The organism is Parapedobacter sp. 2B3 (assembly GCF_041925275.1).
Lineage (GTDB): Bacteria > Bacteroidota > Bacteroidia > Sphingobacteriales > Sphingobacteriaceae > Parapedobacter > Parapedobacter pyrenivorans_A.
Map to the genome: position 1 here is coordinate 106,599 of NZ_JBHEUZ010000006.1, position 21,392 is coordinate 127,990.

The 21,392-nt window shown below is 47.8% G+C and carries 18 protein-coding genes and 1 tRNA gene; 8 read left to right on the forward strand and 11 right to left on the reverse strand.

Features of this window, described 5'->3' with window-relative positions:
* Positions 1 to 84: 84 nt before the first annotated feature.
* The 3 genes from ACEVG1_RS08840 to ACEVG1_RS08850 all read right to left on the reverse strand — a co-directional run bounded on the left by ACEVG1_RS08840 (position 85) and on the right by ACEVG1_RS08850 (position 4,006).
* Positions 85 to 1,371 carry a murein hydrolase activator EnvC gene (locus ACEVG1_RS08840; protein WP_374743295.1) on the reverse strand — a complete coding sequence of 429 codons (1,287 nt, stop codon included), beginning with the start codon at positions 1,369 to 1,371 and terminating at the stop codon, positions 85 to 87.
* A 117-nt stretch (positions 1,372 to 1,488) separates the two neighbouring features.
* On the reverse strand, positions 1,489 to 2,268 hold the full coding sequence (locus tag ACEVG1_RS08845; protein WP_374743296.1) for a DUF4292 domain-containing protein: 780 nt from the start codon (positions 2,266 to 2,268) through the stop codon (positions 1,489 to 1,491).
* Entirely contained in the window at positions 2,258 to 4,006 is a 1,749-nt protein-coding gene (locus ACEVG1_RS08850; RefSeq protein WP_374743297.1) for a tetratricopeptide repeat protein, read from the reverse strand. Before ACEVG1_RS08850 ends, ACEVG1_RS08845 begins: the two co-directional genes overlap by 11 nt.
* Positions 4,007 to 4,098: 92 nt before the next feature.
* Here ACEVG1_RS08850 and rplM point away from each other — a divergent pair, with 92 nt between their 5' ends.
* From rplM to ACEVG1_RS08875, 5 genes are all read left to right on the forward strand, one after another.
* Positions 4,099 to 4,542, forward strand: a complete 444-nt coding sequence (rplM, locus tag ACEVG1_RS08855; protein WP_374743298.1) for a 50S ribosomal protein L13 — start codon at positions 4,099 to 4,101, stop codon at positions 4,540 to 4,542.
* Positions 4,543 to 4,553: 11 nt separating this feature from the next.
* Positions 4,554 to 4,940 carry a 30S ribosomal protein S9 gene (rpsI, locus tag ACEVG1_RS08860; protein WP_374743299.1) on the forward strand — a complete coding sequence of 129 codons (387 nt, stop codon included), beginning with the start codon at positions 4,554 to 4,556 and terminating at the stop codon, positions 4,938 to 4,940.
* 21 nt (positions 4,941 to 4,961) lie between these two features.
* A complete protein-coding gene (gene rpsB, locus ACEVG1_RS08865; protein ID WP_374743300.1) occupies positions 4,962 to 5,825 on the forward strand; it encodes a 30S ribosomal protein S2 in 864 nt (287 codons plus the stop codon).
* A 148-nt stretch (positions 5,826 to 5,973) separates the two neighbouring features.
* Positions 5,974 to 6,813 (forward strand): translation elongation factor Ts, encoded by an 840-nt coding sequence (gene tsf, locus ACEVG1_RS08870; protein WP_374743301.1) that lies wholly within the window; start codon positions 5,974 to 5,976, stop codon positions 6,811 to 6,813.
* Positions 6,814 to 7,188: 375 nt separating this feature from the next.
* Positions 7,189 to 7,650, forward strand: a complete 462-nt coding sequence (locus ACEVG1_RS08875) for a response regulator (RefSeq protein WP_374743302.1) — start codon at positions 7,189 to 7,191, stop codon at positions 7,648 to 7,650.
* Positions 7,651 to 7,673: 23 nt separating this feature from the next.
* Here ACEVG1_RS08875 and ACEVG1_RS08880 read toward each other — a convergent pair whose 3' ends face one another.
* The 5 genes from ACEVG1_RS08880 to ACEVG1_RS08900 all read right to left on the reverse strand — a co-directional run bounded on the left by ACEVG1_RS08880 (position 7,674) and on the right by ACEVG1_RS08900 (position 13,259).
* The gene (locus tag ACEVG1_RS08880) at positions 7,674 to 8,759 is read right to left on the reverse strand and encodes a hybrid sensor histidine kinase/response regulator (RefSeq protein ID WP_374743409.1); all 1,086 of its coding nucleotides are present in this window, start codon (positions 8,757 to 8,759) and stop codon (positions 7,674 to 7,676) included.
* A gap of 76 nt (positions 8,760 to 8,835) precedes the next feature.
* Positions 8,836 to 11,004 (reverse strand): 7TM diverse intracellular signaling domain-containing protein, encoded by a 2,169-nt coding sequence (locus ACEVG1_RS08885; protein WP_374743303.1) that lies wholly within the window; start codon positions 11,002 to 11,004, stop codon positions 8,836 to 8,838.
* Positions 11,001 to 11,702, reverse strand: coding sequence for a hypothetical protein (locus tag ACEVG1_RS08890; protein ID WP_374743304.1), 702 nt, complete (start codon positions 11,700 to 11,702; stop codon positions 11,001 to 11,003). The genes ACEVG1_RS08885 and ACEVG1_RS08890 overlap by 4 nt, the downstream gene beginning before the upstream one ends.
* On the reverse strand, positions 11,699 to 12,820 hold the full coding sequence (locus tag ACEVG1_RS08895; protein WP_374743306.1) for a ThiF family adenylyltransferase: 1,122 nt from the start codon (positions 12,818 to 12,820) through the stop codon (positions 11,699 to 11,701). Before ACEVG1_RS08895 ends, ACEVG1_RS08890 begins: the two co-directional genes overlap by 4 nt.
* Positions 12,821 to 13,185: 365 nt before the next feature.
* A tRNA-Met gene (locus ACEVG1_RS08900) sits at positions 13,186 to 13,259 on the reverse strand.
* Between the two features lie 99 nt (positions 13,260 to 13,358).
* Here ACEVG1_RS08900 and ACEVG1_RS08905 point away from each other — a divergent pair.
* The 3 genes from ACEVG1_RS08905 to ACEVG1_RS08915 are packed head-to-tail and all read left to right on the forward strand — an operon-like array spanning position 13,359 to position 16,549.
* Positions 13,359 to 13,736: an START-like domain-containing protein gene (locus ACEVG1_RS08905; RefSeq protein WP_374743307.1), complete on the forward strand. Its 378-nt coding sequence runs from the start codon at positions 13,359 to 13,361 to the stop codon at positions 13,734 to 13,736.
* A gap of 45 nt (positions 13,737 to 13,781) precedes the next feature.
* Positions 13,782 to 15,293, forward strand: coding sequence for an LptF/LptG family permease (locus ACEVG1_RS08910; RefSeq protein WP_374743308.1), 1,512 nt, complete (start codon positions 13,782 to 13,784; stop codon positions 15,291 to 15,293).
* A 35-nt stretch (positions 15,294 to 15,328) separates the two neighbouring features.
* On the forward strand, positions 15,329 to 16,549 hold the full coding sequence (locus ACEVG1_RS08915; RefSeq protein WP_374743309.1) for a bifunctional 3,4-dihydroxy-2-butanone-4-phosphate synthase/GTP cyclohydrolase II: 1,221 nt from the start codon (positions 15,329 to 15,331) through the stop codon (positions 16,547 to 16,549).
* On the opposite strand, the gene ACEVG1_RS08920 is transcribed toward ACEVG1_RS08915, so the two are convergent.
* The 3 genes from ACEVG1_RS08920 to ACEVG1_RS08930 form a co-directional block, all read right to left on the reverse strand.
* Positions 16,527 to 17,624: a Wzz/FepE/Etk N-terminal domain-containing protein gene (locus ACEVG1_RS08920; RefSeq protein ID WP_374743310.1), complete on the reverse strand. Its 1,098-nt coding sequence runs from the start codon at positions 17,622 to 17,624 to the stop codon at positions 16,527 to 16,529. The two genes, ACEVG1_RS08915 and ACEVG1_RS08920, sit on opposite strands and share 23 nt — an antisense overlap.
* A gap of 15 nt (positions 17,625 to 17,639) precedes the next feature.
* Complete coding sequence (locus tag ACEVG1_RS08925) at positions 17,640 to 20,147, reverse strand: SLBB domain-containing protein (RefSeq protein ID WP_374743311.1); 2,508 nt, start codon at positions 20,145 to 20,147, stop codon at positions 17,640 to 17,642.
* A 100-nt stretch (positions 20,148 to 20,247) separates the two neighbouring features.
* The gene (locus tag ACEVG1_RS08930) at positions 20,248 to 21,390 is read right to left on the reverse strand and encodes a glycosyltransferase family 4 protein (protein WP_374743312.1); all 1,143 of its coding nucleotides are present in this window, start codon (positions 21,388 to 21,390) and stop codon (positions 20,248 to 20,250) included.
* Positions 21,391 to 21,392: the final 2 nt, after the last annotated feature.

The window sequence follows — 21,392 nt, forward strand, 5'->3', positions numbered from 1 at the left end:
ACCGGGCGATTCTGCAAATGTACGTATAATATTTTATTTCCTTATCACTAAGTTACCAGGCCCATAACCGCGATAATCTGCCGTTTACTGCGCCAGCCACGGCTCGGGATTAATCGAGGCAGCACCTTCCCATATCTCGAAATGCACCTCCGATGTACCATCCTGCGGATCTACCAGCGCGGTACCCAATACCTGCCCGCGCTGCACCGTCTGCCCACGTTTTACCGTTGGGTTTCCGAGCTTGGTGTAAACGGTGAAGTATTTACCATGCTGTATGATAACGGCGTACGATCCAGCCATGTTGGCAACTTGTATGATCGTTCCATCGAAAATGGCCTGGACCTGCGCGTTGTTGTTGGTACGGATAGTGATCCCGGTATTTTCCACCGTAACATTCCGCCCGATCGTATGCCGCCCGAAGCGCTGGGTAATGGTGCCTTGCTGCACGGGCCATGGCAAGCGCCCACGGTTGCCGGCGAAATCGGCAGAAAGTTTAGCCGCAGCCGGCGTATTGGCCAGGACCTCCGTATCACTTTTGCGGACAGCCGGCTTTTCGGCTTCCACTTCGGCTACGGTCTTCCCAGTGCGTTCGGCCTCAACGGCCAACGCTGCTTTGCGTGCCTCCTCTTCCAACCGGCGTTGCTCCTCAATTTCCCGTTGGATGGCCGTACGGATTGCCCGGGCCAACCGCTCATCTTCCTGCTGCTTCTTCCGGATTTCCTGCTGGAAGCCCTTCTCTTGCTGGGTAAGCGCCTGCAAAACTTTGGATTGGGCACCTTGCTCCTGCGCAATGGTCTTGCGTTCGCCCTCTTGGTCGGCAAGTAACGTGGCCTGCTCCTTTTTGCTGGCTTCCAACTGTGCCACCTTCAGGGCGATTTCCTGCTGGGTATCTTCGATTTCTTTGGCACGCTGCTTTCGCGACTCATTAAATTGCTGCAGGTATTTGACCCGCTTGAACGCTTGGTTGAAATCTTTCGATGCAAAGATAAACATCATCTTGTTGTGCGCATTCCGGTTGCGGAATGCAAACATGATCATGTTTTCATAGTCTTTGCGCAGTTTTTCCAACTGGGCGCGCAGGCTCTGGATGGTTTTGTTATGGGAAGCGATCTGATTGCTGATCAGCCTGATTTCACTGGTGATGGTACCGATTTTCCTTTCCCGAAGGCGCAGCTGGGTATTTAGTGCATTTACCTGCTTAAGCGAAAGGTTCCGATCACTCGATGTGGTCTTCAGGCTTAGGTTGAGGCGTTCGATTTCCTTATTCAATTGCTCGCGCTGCTTCCTCAACTCGGCACTGCTCTGCGCATAGCCAACCGCCAATGTTAAAAAGAATACAACGATGCTTAATGTTCCTTTTAGATACCTCATCTATATACCACTTAGTCCGTTATAGGAAATACAACCTACTCCTATAACCGCGTCAGCCAGCCAGTTATTGTCTGCGAAAGTAATAAATCTGCCCCGATAATCACGCATTGTTCTGCATTATTGGATTTCGGTGTACCTTGATGGAACGCTGAAAGGCAATTCGACGTTTTCGTCGTAAAGCACCCTGCTGTATTTCACCTCGGATTGAAGGGTGAAACGCGGGGCGACGATCGAGATGTCCATTTGGTGCGGAAAGGGGTTCCGCGTGGTAGCTTGGTAATCTGAATAAAAGGCTTCGAGCCGTTGGTCACGTACCGGTTCCGCGATCGACGTATGCCTGTTCCGGTAGGCGGTATCGACACGCACGGTATACGCCATGTCATCGACTTGCCTTTGCAACAGATACCCGTCCCGACCTTTCCAAACTTCCAAATCATCTCCTGCTACTTGGTCTATTACATCGCCCACCAGCAACCGCTCCAGACTTGGAAAGTCCAATCCGCTGCCCGTAAAATCGCGCAGGTATTCGAACGGCTTCTTGATATACGCTGCTTGTAAACGGTTGACGATCCGTATGCTATCCGGCGTAATGAACACACGGGCAACTTCGATACCCATGAGCGCGGTTACTGAAATCCAAATTGCCTCGTCGCGCACGATGCGCACATTGGCCGTTACATCGTAACGCTCCTTCCCATTGATGGTAAGGCTGCTCTTGGCGCGTCCGCTGAACGTGGAGTAATGCAACTGCTGTTGGGCGACCCGGCTCATCACTGCTCTCCTCGCCGCCCCGGGCACACGTATTTCACTATCTCCTGCCGGGACCATCCGCTTCTTTGGCCCGCACGAAAGCGAAAAGACCAACACAAGGCACAAGCCGGCCCACCTACTCAACATATTGCTGTACATCAATCTTTCTGGATAGCTTATCAATATCCTTGCCAACAGATTCGGAAAGGGCCCTGGCTTTCTTCCACTGCGCCACGGCTTTGCCAGTTTGCCCCAACTTCGCCAGGATATCGCCATAATGCTCCAGCAATGTTTCCGATGCGGGGTCGGAGCCCTCGATCGCTTTTTTTATCCATTCCAGCGCGGTTTCATAGTTACCCTGCTGGAAGAGCACCCATGCGTATGTATCCTGGTAAGAGGGGTTGCCGGGTGTCAATTCGTTCGACCGCTTCGACATTTCGGCGGCCAACGTCAACTTCTGTTTGCGGAGTGCCAGGTAATAGGCATAGTTATTCAGGGCATATGCATTCGTGGTATCCAGCGCGATAGCTTCCTCGTAAGCCACATCCGATTCTGCATGCATATCCATCGCATTGTAAACGTCGCCCAAGCTGCTGTACAGCTGTGTCAATAGCGGGGTATGCTCTTCATCCGCCCTGTTGAGCGCCGACTCCAAATGTGTGCGGGCCTCTTCATAGCGCCGATTACCCAGGTAGCCATGCCCGGTAAAGAACAGGATAAGCGGCTGATTGGGGAAGAGGGCCAACGCTTCTTTACCATGGGTTTCGACATCGTCGTAACGCCCCAGTTGGAGTTCCACCTGCAACAGCTGCTGCCAAATCCCTTCTATATACCGGTTGATATCCAATGCGTCCAAATAAGCACCCCGGGCCTCCTCAGCCCTTTGCAATTGCATGTAGATATCGCCGCGCACGGCATGTGCCTTCTCTTCCTTCGGGTAGGTATCGGCAAACAAATCGGCCAATCCGGCAATGTATGTCTCTGCAAGTGGGCGCCGCATATTGGCCAACGCACTATAAAGAATACCCGCTTTCGCATCGATTCCCAAACTGTCGCTGCGGAATGCCTCTTGAAGGTATCCATAGGCTTGCCGTTGTTTACCCATGGCCAGGTAGGCATCCGCCTTGCCGAGCAAAACAAGGGGCGCATTGGGGAAAATATCCGTCGCCTCATCCAAGAGGGCGATGGCTTTTTTGGTCTCATCCGTGTTGGTATACAATTCGGCCAGCAGAATGTAGGCTCTACTTTCAGCAGGTTTTTTCGAAACCAATACTTCCAATTCGTTTATCGCGGCATTCGTATCGCCTTGCGCCAGGTAAATCTGGTGTTTGGTAAAGTGTTGATCATCCGTCATCCCGAATCGGGCACTTATCGTATCACATGTGGTCAGTGCTTCGCCATAGCGCTTATCTAGAAATAATGCATACGCTTTCTCGTGATAAAAAGAAGCATTTCCCGGCTCCAGCCGGATAAGCTCATCCAATACGACAGGCATGGCTTTGACGTTTCTCGCTTTGCGGTAAATATCCAGTGCAATCGTCCAGTAGGATAGATTGTCTGGCTGGAGCTCCGCAGCCCGCAGGGCGGCCCGCCCTGCGGCGGTAAGGTCCTCGCCTTCCATATATAGCTGTGCCAATTGGAAATGGGCCTCGTCGTTAGCAGGCTGTAGTTGGACCACGCGTTCGAACGTTTTTTCGGCCACCGCTAGCTGTCCAGCCGCTTTCTGCCGCACCCCTTGGTCAAAAAGGCTTTTGGCCGACAGACTATCCTCGGTTTTCCGTGTATCCTGCACCGCGGCTTCCTGGGCGAAGACAAGGCCCGTTGCGCACCAAATGCTGCCTGCCACCACCCAAACCCTGGATACCTTGATTATTACTCGCCACATAACTTTGAAAAATAAATTTTATTATCGTACCTTTGCAGTCCCTTAAAATAAAGGGGTTAAATATATTTATTAATTATTTCAAAACAAAGCAAGTGAATACGTTAAGTTACAAAACTGTCTCTGCCAACAAAAACACCGTCAGCAAGGAGTGGATTGTTGTTGACGCTGAAGGCGAGATTTTGGGGCGCTTGTCATCCCAGATTGCCAAGGTAATCCGGGGGAAACACAAGCCTTCGTTCACCCCACACGTAGACTGCGGCGACAACGTGATTGTGATCAATGCAGACAAGGTTAAGTTGACTGGCAACAAGCTCGTGGACAAAGTATACCAACGGTATACCGGCTATCCGGGTGGCCAGCGTTTCAATTCTCCCAAAGAATTATTGGCGAAGCATCCCACGCGTATCGTGGAAAAAGCCGTTCGGGGCATGTTGCCCAAGAACCGGTTAGGACGCGCCCTGTTCAAGAACCTGTATGTGTATGCGGGCAACGAACACCCCCATGCAGCGCAAAATCCAAAAACTGTTAAATTCTAAGGAGCAACGAAATGTCGACAACTAACACTTCAGGAAGAAGAAAAACCGCAGTAGCCCGCATTTATCTGAGTGCCGGTAGCGGTAACATTACTGTAAACGGCAAAGATTACAAGGAATATTTCCCCACATTGCCATTGCAATATATTGTGACCCAAAGCACAGAGGTAGCCGGCGCTGCTGGCAACTATGATGTAAAGGTTAACGTAGCCGGTGGCGGCATCAAAGGGCAGGCCGAGGCCGTTCGCTTAGCGATAGCCAAAGCGTTGATCACGCTAGACCCGGAGGTGAAACCTGCACTGCGCGCCAAGGGACTGGTAACACGCGACGACCGTATGGTAGAGCGTAAGAAACCAGGACGCCGCAAAGCACGCAGGAAGTTCCAATTCAGTAAACGTTAATCTTTTAAGGAGAACAAAAAAATGGCAAGAACTACATATCAAGAGTTACTGGATGCAGGTGTACACTTCGGTCACCTTACCCGTAAATGGGATCCGAAAATGGCCAAGTACATTTTCATGGAGCGCAATGGCATCCATATCATAGACTTAAACAAAACCCTCACCAAACTGGAAGAAGCGGCCTCCGCGATCAAACAGGTGGTGAAATCTGGGAGAAAGGTGCTTTTCGTAGCCACCAAAAAGCAGGCAAAGGAAATCATCACGGAACAAGCCAAAGCGGTAAACATGCCGTTTGTGACCGAGCGTTGGCTTGGTGGGATGCTTACCAACTTCGCGACCGTTCGCAAGTCGATCAAAAAGATGTCAAACATTGACAAGATGACGAAAGACGGCACATTTGATGTATTATCGAAAAAAGAAAAATTGATGATACAACGCGAACGCATCAAATTGGAGAACCTGTTGGGCGGCATCGCCGATTTGAACCGCTTGCCCGCTGCTATTTTCATCATCGACGTGAAGAAAGAGCATATTGCCGTGAGCGAAGCACTGAAGTTGAACATCCCCACGTTTGCGATGGTAGACACCAATTCGGACCCTACCAATATCGACTTCCCCATCCCTTCCAATGACGATGCATCCAAATCGATTTCCCTTATTACGGAAATCATCGGGAAGGCTATCCAAGAAGGATTGGAAGAACGCAAACGCGACAAAGAAGAAGAGGCCGAGAAGGAAGCCGCAGCTGCGAAAGCCAAAATAGACAATGGTGAAGAAGCCGAAGTTGAAGGCAAAGAGGAAGAAGCTAAGGCCGAAATCGAAGCTGGCGGAAAACGTCCTCGTAAAGCGAAAGCAGAAGCGGAAAGCAGCCAGGACGGAGAATAACCGTTTTTTCAAACCGGATGGACGAGGGGCGCTGGAAGAGATTCGAACTTCCGTTAACCAGTGTGCCATCCGGTTTTTTTAATCCGATACGGAGGTTAATATGGTCTGCAGACCGACAAATCGTACATAACAAAACAAGGAAAATACAATGTCCACAGTACAAATTTCAGCATCAGACGTAAATAAGCTGCGCCAACAAACCGGCGCTGGCATGATGGATTGTAAAAAAGCGCTCATTGAGGCGAATGGCGATTTCCAGGCCGCCATCGATTATTTGCGTAAAAAAGGGGCAAAGGTAGCTGCCAGCCGCCAAGACCGCGACTCCAATGAGGGCGTGGTTATCGCAAAAACGACAGAAGATGGGAAAAAAGGTGTCATCATCGAATTGAATTGCGAGACCGATTTCGTAGCAAAAAATGCAGATTTCATTGCATTTGGAGAGGGGATTGCAGATGCAGCTGTGGCCCACGCGCCGGCTTCGCTTGAGGAGTTGAAACAACTGGAAATCGGCGGTGTGAAAATCGCGGACCTATTGCTCGACCAAACCGGTAAAATCGGTGAAAAGATTGACGTATCGACTTACGAAACGGTTGAAGCGGAAAAAGTGGTCGCTTACATTCACGGCAACTTCCGCCTAGGTGTATTAGTAGGGCTCAGCAACGCAGTTGAGGGTGCAGAAGAGGCCGGCAGGGACGTTGCCATGCAAATCGCTGCGATGAATCCCGTAGCGATCGATAAGAATGACGTAGATGCCCGTACCATTGAGCGTGAATTGGAAATAGCCAAAGAACAAATCCGTGCGGAAGGCAAGCCGGAAGAAATGGTAGAGAAAATAGCGCAGGGCAAACTCAACAAATTCTATAAGGAATCTACGCTCTTAAACCAGGAATTTGTAAAAGATTCCTCAAAAAACATTGCCCAATTCTTGGACAGTGTTTCAAAAGGGCTGACAGTGACCGTTTTCAAACGGGTTCAGCTCGGAGCATAAAACCCTGTATTGTATGAGCAGCGGCTCCCTTCTACCGCAGCCGCTCACATGAAATGATGCCTTTCTCCCCACCCCATTGCGGGAGGAAGGCATTTTAATTGCCCGTCTGTCTATTGAACTAGTGAGAAACAAATTGTCATAACAAGCACACGTATTTAATAAATAGCACAACCTTATTGTCAAAATCACCCTTTTGGGTGGCTTTATTTAAAATATTATTGATTAATGGTTATTTGAATCCAAAAATTAGTAACTTGGTTGTTGTAATGGCTATCTTTCGCCGTTGGTCAGGAAGCTAGGGGAAGAGCTTCACCGCATGTCATCATATTGCAGGTTGGTAAACAAAACACACGTTAGGTTAAAAACCATTGAAACATGGAAACTAAAATTTCCGTTCTATATGTAGACGACGAAGAGAACAATTTGATTTCTTTCAAAGCTACCTTCCGTCTGAAGTATAGGGTATATACCGCACTGAGCGGCATAGAAGCCATACGGATTGTCGAACAGCATCCCATAGATATCATCATTACCGACCAGCGGATGCCACAAATGACCGGGGTTGAGTTTTTAGAGGAAGTCATCAAGGTAAATCCGGAACCCATGCGGATTTTACTTACAGGCTACGCCGATATGAGTGCGGTGGTTGACGCGGTAAATAAAGGAAAGATATTCCATTACTTGAGTAAGCCTTGGAGCGAGGAGGAATTGGATGATACAATCCAACGGGCGTATGAAATACTTTCCGAAAGGAAGAGAATCAAGGAATCCTTTTCACAGCTCGAGGTTACCAATGAGCAACTTGAGTTTTTGCTAAGACAGAAGCTTCTTTCTTAGCCTGGCCGCCGCCTCACATATCGTTATTTGCTCGGGATTGTCACGATAAACGTCGTCCCCTTCCCTTCGACCGAACTGACTTCGATTTCGCCACGGAGCTTAGCCAAGGCACTCTTCACATTGTAAAGTCCAAATCCAGTGCCCTCCGCTTGATCACTACCCCTGAAAAACAGCTTAAAAATCTCACCGATGTCTCCCTCAGCGATACCAATCCCGGTATCCGTAACACCTATCGTAGCTTTTCCGCCATCGACGACTACCGATAGCTCCACCGCCTTATTATTCCCTTCCTTCTTTTGGTACTTGAACGCGTTGGACAGCAGGTTATGCAGGATCAGCTTAAGCGTCGTTTCGTCACACCTGAAACCTTCCTCTTGACTACTCTTCACGGAAAAGGCCACGCTGTTACTTTGGGTATAGATACTGTAGAAACTTTTAAGGTACCCAAAAAGAGCTTCGAAATCAATGTCGGAAATGGTCAGTTCACCGCGCTTCAGCAAATAATAGTCATGCAAGCTGTTGATATAAGTATTCAGTCGCAGTACCGAGCTTTCCATCAGCGCCAGGATCTCGTGAATCCGCTCAACCGAATCGAACTCCAACCCTAACTTAATGGCCGAAAGGACCCCCGTCAATGGATCGCGCAGGTCGTGGCTTACACTATAGGCAAACTTGTCGAGCTCGTCATATGCCTTTTGGAGTTCCTCATTCCGGATGGCCAACATCGAGTCGGTAACAAAAAATTTATTGGCTTCTTCAATGGACGAAATAATCTCCTCTTCCACCCAAGGTTTCCGCACGAAACGAAAAATATGCCCTTTGTTTACGGCATCGACCACGGTCTCGAGATCGGCATAGGCCGTTAACAAAATCCGTACGGGCAAGGGAAAATCTTGCTTGATTTCATGCAAAAACTCGATGCCTGTTTCTCCCGGCATCCGTTGATCACAAAAAATCACCCGTATGTTCGAATTAGAACGTAGAATCTCCCGAGCTTCATCGGTACTTATTGCCGTATGAATAGGATACCTGTACCTAAACGTTGCTTTGAAACTAACCAAGTTATTGGCTTCGTCATCAATGTAAAGTATTTCCGGAGATTGAAGCATCACACAAGGAAAGTCTATCTGGCTAATTTAATGATATACTTAACAAAATTAATATAATTGGTGTAATAATGTAAACTTATTCCACTTGTACCTGTTGAACAAGTGGAATGGTGATTAAAAAACGTACACCTTCCCCAACGGATGTTTCAACATTGATTTCGCCGTGATGTTTTTTGATGGTATTATAGACTATCGACATACCTAAGCCCGTACCCTCACCCACTTCTTTGGTGGTGAAAAAAGGTTCGAATATTTTACCTTTCACTTCGTCAGACATGCCGATCCCGTTATCCCGAATGGATATGTGCGCATTTTCCGAATCTGCCGTTGTTTCAATTTCCAGGATACCGCCCGGTTTGCCATTGAATTTTTTATTGATGGCATAAAGTCCGTTTGTGATGATATTCAGGAAGACTTGGTTTAATTTGCCCGGATAACATTCTATTGGCGGCAAATCACCTAATTTCTTAACAACCGTGACCCCCTCCTTGATGACACTATTAAGGATTACCAGGGTGGAATCCAATCCCTCATTGATATCGGCAAATTTTAGCGATTCTTCGTCTACCCGCGAGAATATCCGCAAACTTTTGACAATTTCAGCTGTCCGGGTAGCTCCTTCGTGCATTCCTTTGAGGAGAAAATCTATTTCGGTCTTGAGGTACGATACGTCAATATCTTCCTTATATGCTTGGATAAGGCGTTCTTTCTCTCCAACTGGCATATTATCAACCAATGCGATACGTTCTATCTCTGCGATGGCGTCCCAAACCATGTTCACGTCCCTTTTTAGGGGCGCCACATTCGATGTCACAAAGTTTATCGGATTATTTATCTCATGGGCCACGCCCGCGGTTAGCTGGCCGAGGGAGGCCATCTTTTCCGCTTCGACAAGCTGCGACTGTGTCTCTTTAAGATGTGCCAACGTACGCTGCAACGATTCATTTGATTCTTTTAGCGCGTGCGTGCGTTCCCCTACGCGGTGCTCAAGGACAATGTTTTGCTCACGCACCAGTTTTTCATTTTCCTTGGCAATCGCTATTGCCTCCAATTGCGAATCTTCTTTCTCTTTCCTATATGTATTTATTTTGTCGGCGAGCGCAAAAGAAAGGAGAACAATCTGGATAACCGATCCGATTTCCAAAATATAGGAAGTGAATCCATTGAACGGAATCATATTGAAATTCCTGAGTGCAAACACAATCACACTTGACAGAAATATGGAGAAAGCCACTAAAAAGAACAAAGCGGGGCGGTAGCCTTTTTGCCTGATGACGAATGCCAACCCGATTACATACACCGAACCGCCAGACGCTGTCAACTGCAGTAACAGTATACTGACATGATAGTGTCCCGCCAATCCCAAAGCCAGGCTTACGATGTATAATAGTATCAACACATGGAGCCCCCAAATATGCCGAGGGAGGAAACGCCGGATCTGCAGAAACGGCTTAATGAAAAGAATCGTCGAAATACCAGACAGAAAGGGAATGATAACAGAGCCGTTGCTTGCGAGCCACGTACTATGGGGCCATAGAAATTTAAATGCATATCCCTGGAAGAATGCCTGCGTTAACCCTACGAAAAAAATGTAAATAATATAATATATGTATACCGCATCCCGTACGGTCAGTGCAACAAAGAGATTGTACAGCATCATGACCAAGATAATACCTGCATACATACCGAAAAGCAGGTTATCTTTGGAATATACTTCAAAAACGGTCGTTGACGTGCCCAGTAAAATCGGCAATTGTATTTGGTCTTTCGACAGGATACGGAAATAGTAAGTCTGTATTTCCCCTTTTTTTAAGGTAATCGGAAACGTATAGGCCGGGTTATCGACAAAGCGTTCATGGTAGGGTTTGATTTCGCCCAAGCATGATTCCCCGTATCCAAGGGTATCGGCCTGATATAAGCAGATTTGGTCGATCGAGGGTTGCCGTACGGTTATGTACAACAAACTATCTTCCGTCGCATTCAACAGGTGCAGTTTCACCCAGACCGTAACATTGGTGATCCCCAAATTGGGGGTGCCTCTATCCTGTTCCTCGAATGGAAATTCGGCCACCTGGCCTAAGTGCCGCTGGTTGGTCGAATCTTGGTAAACAAACACATGGCGGTCTATTCTCAAAAGGGAGGAGGCATCATTAAACACTACGACGGTATCATTTGTCTGCCCCGAACCAAAAAAGGGCAAAAGCCCCATTCCCAGCAAAACCAATGTGCGTATCGTCCGTGTCATAAACTCAGATGGGGAATCCCTAAATTATACTCTACTTCAAACGCCCCCTTTGGGCCACTTTCAACCACAAATTGATGCGGGTCTTGCCTCAATGAAAGAATTTTCCCCCGTTCCATATCCGTCGCTAATGACAAATCATCGATATTTTTCAGCCGCATTACGGTTGCAATCAAATCGTCTTTGGGATAGTAGAACAATCCGTCGTTTCCCAATTCCCGTTCGATTGTACACCCCAACCGCAGGCCCATCTTTACCGTAATCGGCGCGCACAAAACGAATAAACTGACAACCGGCAGTTGCTTGGTAATGGCTACTCCGACACGGGAAAGGATATAACTTCCGATCCCCATGCCGGCCACTTCCCGGGAGTTCCAAAGACCACAGATTTCGCAGGTACCTCCACGCTGTTGGTCTTCGTTGATCATCTCGTATATTTTATCATCATACTTGCCGATCGCTGTCACTATCGGTAAGGAAAACCGGTCACTCACCATTTGTACCCGCGCACCCCCATACACTGCCCGGGTATCCTTGTCCTCCACCAATATAACGATCGTATGCTCGTCGTCTACCCAATCCTGTCGGTTGGACGTGATTTTGGAAATCCCGAATATCTCCAGCAATTTCTGGTGCCCAATGATGAATTTCTCGCAAGCCTCAGGATCATCGGGAGCCTTAAAAGTTCTTATTTGAATCATTTATGAGCGGATGGTTCTCTGAATAACTCTTCGAAATCAACGAAATATCTCCCTGATGGCATCGGCTTTCCCAACAAAATCCGTCTGCATGCGTCGGTCACCATTGCGCCGCCCAACACGACCGCCGATGCTAGTTGGGGCCAGCCAACAATTGTTTTATTCAATTCTTCCAATGACCGCAACATTTCCCCCGAAATATTTTGCATCCCGATGATCTTGGCAAGGTATTCGACTTTTTCGCCGAGACTTAAATTTCTTAATTTATAGACCAATTCTGCCATTCGCATTCCTTCCAGATCTGTAACTGCACCGTGTAGTATGGGTCTTTCTTTTTCCAAATCAAACCGTTCTACATCCAACATCCCCCGGTCGTTGGTATCCATAACCACGGGCACTTGGAGCGACCGCGATTTCAACCTGCTCAGTATTTTCACATCAATCCCATCGCATTCTTCGACCAAGACATCAATCTTTCCGCCCTTACAGAAAAAATCATCGATGGTTTGGTCGTTAACACCCTCTGTATAGCAGACAACATGTATGTAGGGATCTATTTCGGCAATCTGCCTAGCGGCAATAATGGTCTTATTAACCCCAAGATCTTGTATACCCGAACGTATCCGATTCATATTGCTCAGTTCGATTTCATCGAAATCGGCCAGCCTGATTTCGCCGCAGGTCCGTTCCATGGCCATCGTTAGTGCGATACTTTGACCAACCGACAGGCCGATGATGCCTACTTTCTTTGTCCGCAACAGATCGACTTCGTGAAAATCAATTTTATACACGTTCCGATTCGTACGCACCTTCACAAACTCCTCCTCGTCGAGCACATGCACACAGTTTCCGTTCCAAGGGAAATACACCCAAACACCGTAATCTTCGAAGGGGAGACCCCCGGTATGCGCAGCTATCATCGCATGCAACTCGGCTTTATCGAATTTTTTCCCTGGGGAAGAGATACGTATCAATTCGCCCAGTTGCTGTTGTATCGTATCGTATTGCCTTGCCTTGGGGTTTTGCCGTAGCATGGCGTCAAATGCCCGTCGGTCGTCATCATTCGTTAAGCGAAAGAAAAGGGGCCGATACCCCGCTTCTCCTTGCTGTCGATTCGTCATATCAAACATCTAATAATCGTCTCTAAAAATGATCCAGGCTCAACACACCTGTCCCTCAAAATTAATCAACCTCAGTTAACCAACTTTATAAAGCGGAAATTGTTATACATTAAGTCTTGTAAACCACGTGGATAAAGCCGCTAATTCCACAATGGAATAAAGGTAGTGTTTAGTAACAGAAAATAAAACCTTTCCTGCACTTGTTGTAGCATATCTACTACATCTTCTACGATTCGGCATTTTTATAAGGTAAAGATGCCAAATCGCCCGTGCTGAAAACTGCTGCCCGAGCCCCCAACCGCCAGGTACCCCGCTTCCCATTATAAAAAAAGGGCTGCCTGAAAAGCAACCCATTCCATTCATCGTAGCGGGGAGCAGGATCGAACTGCCGACCTCAGGGTTATGAATCCTGCGCTCTAACCATCTGAGCTACCCCGCCAAAAAATTAGTTTGCAAATATAGTTTATTTTCCCTTTCTTTAGAAAAAAAGTTATCAAAGCTCATACAAATAGCAGAACCACTTAATTATCACAATTGCATGGCAGAAAAAATCAAATTCCATTTGGAATACGAAATCAAGTCGTCTCCGAAAATTCTATTTTCTTTCTTGCATGAGCCCAATGCATTGGCTCAATGGTTTGCTGATGATGTAAACTTCAAGGATGGCATTTACGAATTTGATTGGGACGGTGAACTGCACGTTGCCAAGCTGATCAGCCTCAGGGAAAATAAGCTGGTCAAGTATAAGTGGATAGACGACGAACCCTATCATTTCGAAATGGAAATCATACAGGATGAGCTCACCAATGACGTAGCGCTTGCCATCACCGACTTTTCGTGGGAAGAGACCCTCGATGACCGCAAACTCATCTGGGACAACCAGATCGAATATCTCCAAAGCGTGATAGGTGCCTAAAAAATAGTACCTTTGCGTTTAAGGTAGTCGGGGGCACATATTTTGATGAAAAAAATCCATCTTCTCATCCTGAAATCCTTCATCAGGCCATTTATCGTCACGTTCTTTATCGTGATGTTCGTTCTCCTTATGCTTTTCCTTTTCAAGTATATCGACGATTTGATAGGCAAAGGTTTTGAATGGTACGTGATCCTCGAATTATTGGCCTACCAATCGGCCGTTCAGATATCGATGGCCATGCCCCTTTCCATGTTGTTGTCGTCTATAATGACATTTGGCAACTTGGGCGAAAGTTATGAGTTGGTCGCTATCAAAGCCGCAGGGGTATCCCTTCGGAAAGCGATGGCTCCTTTATTTGTACTGGTGGGTTTATTCAGTGCCGGCGCGTTCCTATTCAGTGACTATATCCTGCCCGTGGTAAACCTCAAAATGGGGTCCCTGCTGTACGATGTCCGGATCAAGCAAGCTGATTTCTTCATCAAACCGGGCATTTTCAACAACACCATCCCAGGGTATTCCATCCGGGCGAAAGGCAAAAGCAAAGACGGTAAAATCTTGCACGATTTGATGATTTATGACCATAAATCAAGCAACACCGCCAACAAAGTACTGCTGGCGAAGGAGGGATACATCTATAATTCGCCGGACAACAATACCATGATACTCAAACTCAAAGACGGTGTAAGCTACGAGGACACCCGGGTGAAGGATGCCCGTGTGTACAACCCGCGGCAGCAATTCACCCGGTTTTATTTCGATGAAACCGAACAAAAGTTTGACATGTCTGCTTTCCAGATGAAACGGACGGACGAGAACTTGTTCAAAAGCCATCACGCTATGCTTAACCTGAAGCAGTTGAAACAGTATACGGATTCCAATGCCCATCAGATGGACAGTTTACGGAATACCGTATTCCGCGAGATCAAATCATATTACTATTATTTCAACGACTATTATAAACCCAAAGACACTACTTTAGCAATTTCGGAGCCCATGCATTACCAACAGGGTTTCGTAACAACTATTCCAACCGAGAAGCGCAACGCGGTTATCAGTAGCGCCATGAGCCAGGTGCGGTATATTAAAGATGTGGTGACCCTCAAAGCAGATGAGGATACGTTTTACAGCAATAAAGACATTTTGTACAACGTCGAGTTTCAACGTAAGTTTACCTTAGCGGTATCGTGCCTGCTGTTGTTCTGTATTGGCGCACCGTTAGGTGCCATTATCCGCAAAGGTGGGCTGGGCCTACCCGTCGTCGTGGCGATTATCTTCTTCCTTATCTATCACATTATCTCCACAGTGAGTGAAAAATCGGCTAAAGAGGGCAATATCGATACCTTTTGGGGCATGTGGATGGCTATCTTTGTATTATCGCCCTTGGCCATTTTCCTAGCCTATAAGGCCGCTACCGACTCAGCCTTGTTTGACATTGAACAATACCGCCTTAAGATTGCCAAGGCACTTGCCTGGGTCAAAGGACGGCTCGGTATCGGCAACCGGATGCAAACCCCGCAGCATAAATCTTTACATGGCGATTATATGAAGTCATCGTAATGAAGCGTACCTTTGCATCGTAATGAAGGTAGACAATGAGCACTAGGTTACATACGATTGAAGAGGCCATAAGGGATATACAGCTTGGCAAAGTGGTTATCGTGGTAGACGATGAAGACCGCGAGAACGAGGGGGATTTCGTTACCGCCGCACGTAATGCTACTCCAGAGATTGTCAATTTCATGGCCAACCACGGGCGTGGCTTGGTTTGCGCCCCTCTTACCGAAGAGCGGTGCAAAGCACTCAACCTGAACTTGATGGTGGGCAATAACACGGCTGTTTATGAAACGAATTTTACCGTATCGGTAGATTTGCAAGGCTACGGATGCACAACCGGCATTTCGGCTTCAGACCGCTCAAAAACCATCAAAGCACTCATCAATCCCGATATAAAACCCGAGGAGTTCGGGCGCCCGGGCCACATCTTTCCGTTGATTGCGAAAGACGGTGGCGTACTCCGCCGTGCGGGGCACACCGAAGCTGCGGTCGACCTTGCCCGTCTTGCCGGATTCGAGTCGGCAGGTGTTTTGGTCGAAATCCTCAAAGATGATGGCGAAATGGCCAGGCTGCCCGACCTGATGGAAGTAGCAAAGCGGTTTGACCTGAAGATCATCTCCATTCAGGACCTGATCGAATACCGACTCAACAAAGACTCGTTGATTACCCGGGAGGTATCTGTCAATTTGCCCACTGAATGGGGGCAGTTCAACCTTACGGCATACACGCAGAAAAATACCGGGGAGCAGCATGTAGCCATTTACAAAGGCGAATGGGTGCCCGATGAGCCTATTCTGGTCCGCGTACACAGTTCATGCGTAACCGGCGACATTTTCGGGTCGTGCCGGTGCGACTGCGGCCCACAGCTACATCGCGCCATGCAAATGATTGAAGAGGAAGGCAAAGGGGTGGTTGTTTACATGAATCAAGAAGGCCGAGGTATTGGCTTGATCAATAAGCTACATGCATATAACCTGCAGGAAAACGGGTTGGATACCGTGGATGCCAATCTTGAATTGGGCTTCAAGCCCGACCATCGTGATTATGGCATCGGCGCACAAATACTGAGGGACCTCGGCGTGACGAAAATGCGACTGATGAGCAACAACCCCACGAAACGGGCAGGATTGGTGGGCTACGGATTGGAGATCGTGGAAAACGTGCCCATTGAAATCCCTTCCAACCCTTACAACGAACAGTACCTGCGGGCTAAACGGGATCGTATGGGTCACACCATCATGCGAGGTCCCCACTCATGATTTGGCGGTAAAGTTGGGCTATCAATAATACCAAACACGTCAGGAAACCTCCGATGAACCCCCCGATTATGATGGCCTTCAATTTCCCCAACTTGTCGTTTTCCAACGGAAGAATTGGCCTATCTAACACCTGAATAACGGGTTTCTCATTACGTAATGTTATTTTTGCAAGTTCCTGGTTTTTCACCAATTCCGTCAGGATTGCCGTATTGGCTTGTACATCTACGGTGTATAGCTGCGAACGCACGCGCAGACTTTGAAATGCTTTGTTTGGATTTGGGTTCGCGTCTGTGGCCGCGGCTACGCCCCCGATTGCCTCATTGAGTTCCCTGCGTACCGAATCTACCTGATGTGTAAGTACGTCTAAGTTTTCTTTCGCCTTTTGCGTACGCGTTTGGATATAAAAATCCGTCGCGTTTTTAATCAATGTCTCGGCAAACATCTTTGAAAACACTTCATCGGCGCTTTCCATTTCGATGTTGATGATATTAAACTTCTTATCGGGCTTATCGATAACAAGGTTATTCTTTAGGATAGCCTTGTAAAACGTTGCCATCAGACTGTCTTGTTTAAAGACACCCACCGTATCGCGAAATTGCAAATTGGCCAATGGTGAATTTTTTGATGCCCATTTTTCCCGAAGATTGGTATAAGCGATGTATCGATCTACCAACAACGTCTTCTCTCCATCTACCTCTACTTCCGTAAGCAGCGTTTCATCAATCATCGAACGCGATTTCAAAAACTCGATGATATTATCGCCCTGAAAAAAACCACCTACACCACCGATTCCACCCAAGTTGAATCCGAATTGTTCAGCGATACTTGCCGCGGCCCCCAAACTGCCCTGGGAAGCGCTAGACTCGTCCATAACGAAACTCAGTGTAGCCGTGTAGTTGGTTTTTTTGAAAAGGGAATAGCAAAGACCGAGAACAGCACCCAATAGCGCGATAGTCAGTATAATTGCCCATTTGCTCAGAAGGTACCGAACCAATGCAGTTACCTTCAGAATCAGCTCCCTTAGACTAATTCCATGATATTGCCCTTGCGGGGAGTTCATCGTGTTATCACCCATTTGCACATAAACTTATCAACGCAACATAGTTAGCACAATGGCCAGCAACGAAGCAGCACCGGAGCTGATACCTAACCATTGCTGAGGGGTCATCGGTTCTTTTACTTCCTTCTGTGGAACAAAAATTTCCGCTCCCGGCTTAATCGGTGGATAATTGTTGAAAAACAGGAACCGGTTGGTACTTTTCACCGATCCATTGGCATACAACACATAGGCACTCTTTTTTAACGCGCGCGACGAGAAACCACCGGCTTGGGAAATATACTGCTTGAAGCCTTTCGATGGAGCGTATACCGCCGTAGACGGCGCGAGTACCTCTCCCGAGACTTTGACAGTCTGTAACTCCTTTGGCACTCTGACCACATCGCCGTCCTGTAAAATCAGATCGCCGCGATACCCGGGGTTCTTGACAATACGCTCCAAGTTAATTCCAACGAATTCATTATCGGTATTCCTATTGATGGCACCCTCATCAATGATGCTCGCGTCGCTCTGCAATTGCCGTAAAGTAAGCATCCGGTTATATTCATCCTGCTGCGCAAGTTCTTTCCTACCCCTTTCAGCACCCGTTTCAGCTGGTTTCAATGTATCTGGGGTTCCGGCACGTTTCAGTGATGCCCCCTCAACGTAGGCAAACGGTGTAAAGCCACCCGCCCGTTTAATGATGTCAGAAATCCGCTCGTCCTTTCGGGCGATGGTATATTCGCCCGGATAAAGTACCTCGCCCTCCACCCAAACTGTCTTTTGGGTTTCATAGCCAGTGGCCGTCCGAACGACGACCTTATCAAACGGCATCAGCACGAAATCCTGGTCAGCTTTGCTCAATTCGTTACCCGTAATTACGTGAAATACCTCAGCGGTTTGGGCAGACTGCGACAGAGCGTCTGCATTCTTCACGCGCCGAGACACCTCTATCCGGCTACTGGTGGCACTTTCGCGAAAACCGCCGGCTTTAACGATCAGATCCTGCAGGGTCATTCCCTCGGCAAATGAAAATTGCCCCGGTGCCCGGACTTCGCCATCGATATCGACCGTATACTGCTCACGCAGATCGAAAATAGACGCAATGGTAACCACATCTTCGCGTTTCAATTCCACATCGGGGGTCGTTCCCGCGACGATTCCAGCCACATCGAATGATAACTGCTCGGTTTGCGTGTCGTCCTTCAATCGAAGTATATATCCACGGTTCAAGAATGCATCCTCCCGTAGCCCATCAGCCTTTTTTATCAACATGGATAGCGTCAGCCCAGGGCTCAACTCATAATCACCAGGCCTGAATACGGCCCCTTCAATCCGTATCCGATTTTCAAAGCGCTTCAATAGGGACGCTACTTCGTATCGATCACCGAGTTTCGGTGTGTAATGTGCGTATTGGGTCTGCAAGACATCTTCTATACGCTGTTCCTTATCAGTGCGCCTAGTTACTTTGATACGGGCCCGGTAGGCATCCTCTGTAAAACCTCCCGCATACGCCAGCAGCCTTTCAAAAGTCTCACCGTCTTTCAATTCAAAAATAGCGGGCCGCTTCACTTGCCCAATGACGGAAACTCTATTTTGGTAAGGCGGCACCATGAGTACGTCCTGATCTTCCAGCCGGATGTTGGTCGAAAAAAAACCATTCATCAGCACATCGTAGATATCGAGTACCGCTACTTCTTTTCCGTTCCGGATTACCCGGATATCCCTGAACGAACCGTTTTCAGTAGGCCCCCCCGAGAAATACAGTGCATTGAATGCCTTGGCGACCGAAGGCAATGTATAGGACCCTGGTTGAACCACTTCTCCAGTGACCGTCACCTGGATACTTCTGATATCACCGAGCGTTACACTCACCTTGGTATCACCACTTCTGATCGCAGAATAGACAGCAGAAAGTTTAGATTCGATGCGTGCTGTGGCTTGCTCAATAGTCATTCCCCCCACGGAAACAATGCCGATATAGGGAATGTTGATCGTCCCTTCGGGACTAACGGAGAGCGTATGATCTTCTTCTGACCGGCCATAAATATCAATCAAAATCTGGTCGCCAGGCCCGATTACATAATTCCGGGGTGTTGCAATACGCAAATCAGGTTCGAAAACGGGCGAAGCTCCCCGGAACAGCGTGGCACCAAAAATCCGCAAACCACCATTACGCACCGAATCAGCCGCTGGAGTATCCACTTTAGTTGGTGTCGATAACGAATCGATCACCTCGCGCTCGCTTCGTGCTTTCGATGATGCCGATGATGTACGTTGGTCGGCTTCGGTCCCATCCAGGTTAGCTATCCGTTCGCGCAACTTCTGGATCTCGGTAGACGGCATCCCGCGCTCGCGCGCAATCGCCTCCATTTGGCTTTCGCTCAATCCAGACGTTTCAGCCTGCTTCAGGTAGGCGCGAATCTGATCGTCCGTCAGTTCATCAATACGGACATTCGACAAATCTGTTGCGCTGATGCTCTGGCCTAAGCATGGGCCGCCAAACAAGCCAACCATAGCCATCAGAAGAATACTGGCAAAATAAAAACATCTATACTTCATCAACCCGATTTGCTTACCTTAAAAACTCAAAATCAAAAACCATTCTTCTAAATTACCACAAATAAACTGATTTTTTTCGCTGCGTACTAAGAGATTTGCTTTATTTTATTGTCTTTTGCTCTACTGTAGCTATTGTCTCTTGATAAATTGCAATTACGCGGTCGACCGAATATTCCTTGATCATCTTCTCCCGTCCGATGCCGCCCATCGCTTTCCGTTCAGCGGGCGTAAGCAGCAACATACGCGTCATGCACGCCACCAGGCTTTCCACATCGCCTACGCCGCTCAAAAAACCGTTCATACCCTCCTCCACCAATTCCTTGCAGCCTGTAATATCACTGGCAATAAGCGGCTTAGCCATCGAAGCACTTTCTTGCAGCGTAGTTGACATACCCTCCCGATAGGAAGGCAGAACAACGCAATCGCATGAAGCAATGGTCGGCCTTACGTCATCCAATGCCCCCAGGTATGTCACCGTTCCCGCACTCACCCACTCATCCAATTGTGCTTGCTGAACGGCCGTGGGGTTGTCGACATTTAGATACCCCATAATCCAAAATACCGCGTGGGGATAATCTTTTTTTATCTGTCTCGCCGCGGCAACATACTCAGCTATCCCTTTGTCATAGAGCAACCTCCCTATAAACAAGAATGTAACGGTCGAGGTATCCACATTGGCCGCGGCGACTAGTTGTGGATTAAACGTATCATGGCAGTTAATGCCTTCACCCGGGATTTGCCTTGCTTTTTTCTTGTCTACTAACCTGTGCGTAACGAAAAATTGGAAATCATCTTGGTTGAGAAACCACACCGATCTAGCATTGCGCAAGGCTAGCCGGTAAAGTTGCCTAGCTAGAAACGTGACCACTCCCTTGTTAATGAATGCATAACCCAAACCCGTTATTACCGCTATGGTGGGTATGCGAAAACGCCTGGCTGCCAATGTACTATAGATATTTGGTTTTATCGTATATTGAAACACTAAATCCGGCCGTTCTTCGGAATATATACGCATAAATTCCCTATAGAGCATCAAATCCGTGATAGGGTTAAGCCCCTTTCTCGAGAGCCATTCCAAAATGATAATCCGCGCGCCCAATTCCTTCAACCGCTCCGTATGTTCATCCCGAGGTGCCAACAGCAAAACCTCATGGCCAGCGTTTACCAGTGACTTGATTACGTCTGTCCGGAAGCGCAAGAAACTCCAAGACGTATTTGAAACCAAACATATTTTACTGGACATTG

What these genes read in the sequence shown, in the direction of transcription:
- rpsI (WP_374743299.1), top strand. Translation starts at nt 4,554, where the DNA reads ATGTCGACAACTAACACTTCAGGAAGAAGAAAAACCGCAGTAGCCCGC.
- ACEVG1_RS08880 (WP_374743409.1), bottom strand. Translation starts at nt 8,759, where the DNA reads ATGCTTCAATCTCCGGAAATACTTTACATTGATGACGAAGCCAATAAC.
- ACEVG1_RS08890 (WP_374743304.1), bottom strand. Translation starts at nt 11,702, where the DNA reads ATGATTCAAATAAGAACTTTTAAGGCTCCCGATGATCCTGAGGCTTGC.
- ACEVG1_RS08910 (WP_374743308.1), top strand. Translation starts at nt 13,782, where the DNA reads ATGAAAAAAATCCATCTTCTCATCCTGAAATCCTTCATCAGGCCATTT.
- ACEVG1_RS08875 (WP_374743302.1), top strand. Translation starts at nt 7,189, where the DNA reads ATGGAAACTAAAATTTCCGTTCTATATGTAGACGACGAAGAGAACAAT.
- ACEVG1_RS08905 (WP_374743307.1), top strand. Translation starts at nt 13,359, where the DNA reads ATGGCAGAAAAAATCAAATTCCATTTGGAATACGAAATCAAGTCGTCT.
- ACEVG1_RS08930 (WP_374743312.1), bottom strand. Translation starts at nt 21,390, where the DNA reads ATGTCCAGTAAAATATGTTTGGTTTCAAATACGTCTTGGAGTTTCTTG.
- ACEVG1_RS08885 (WP_374743303.1), bottom strand. Translation starts at nt 11,004, where the DNA reads ATGACACGGACGATACGCACATTGGTTTTGCTGGGAATGGGGCTTTTG.
- rpsB (WP_374743300.1), top strand. Translation starts at nt 4,962, where the DNA reads ATGGCAAGAACTACATATCAAGAGTTACTGGATGCAGGTGTACACTTC.
- ACEVG1_RS08845 (WP_374743296.1), bottom strand. Translation starts at nt 2,268, where the DNA reads ATGTTGAGTAGGTGGGCCGGCTTGTGCCTTGTGTTGGTCTTTTCGCTT.
- ACEVG1_RS08920 (WP_374743310.1), bottom strand. Translation starts at nt 17,624, where the DNA reads ATGGGTGATAACACGATGAACTCCCCGCAAGGGCAATATCATGGAATT.
- ACEVG1_RS08925 (WP_374743311.1), bottom strand. Translation starts at nt 20,147, where the DNA reads ATGAAGTATAGATGTTTTTATTTTGCCAGTATTCTTCTGATGGCTATG.
- ACEVG1_RS08895 (WP_374743306.1), bottom strand. Translation starts at nt 12,820, where the DNA reads ATGACGAATCGACAGCAAGGAGAAGCGGGGTATCGGCCCCTTTTCTTT.
- tsf (WP_374743301.1), top strand. Translation starts at nt 5,974, where the DNA reads ATGTCCACAGTACAAATTTCAGCATCAGACGTAAATAAGCTGCGCCAA.
- ACEVG1_RS08850 (WP_374743297.1), bottom strand. Translation starts at nt 4,006, where the DNA reads ATGTGGCGAGTAATAATCAAGGTATCCAGGGTTTGGGTGGTGGCAGGC.
- ACEVG1_RS08840 (WP_374743295.1), bottom strand. Translation starts at nt 1,371, where the DNA reads ATGAGGTATCTAAAAGGAACATTAAGCATCGTTGTATTCTTTTTAACA.
- ACEVG1_RS08915 (WP_374743309.1), top strand. Translation starts at nt 15,329, where the DNA reads ATGAGCACTAGGTTACATACGATTGAAGAGGCCATAAGGGATATACAG.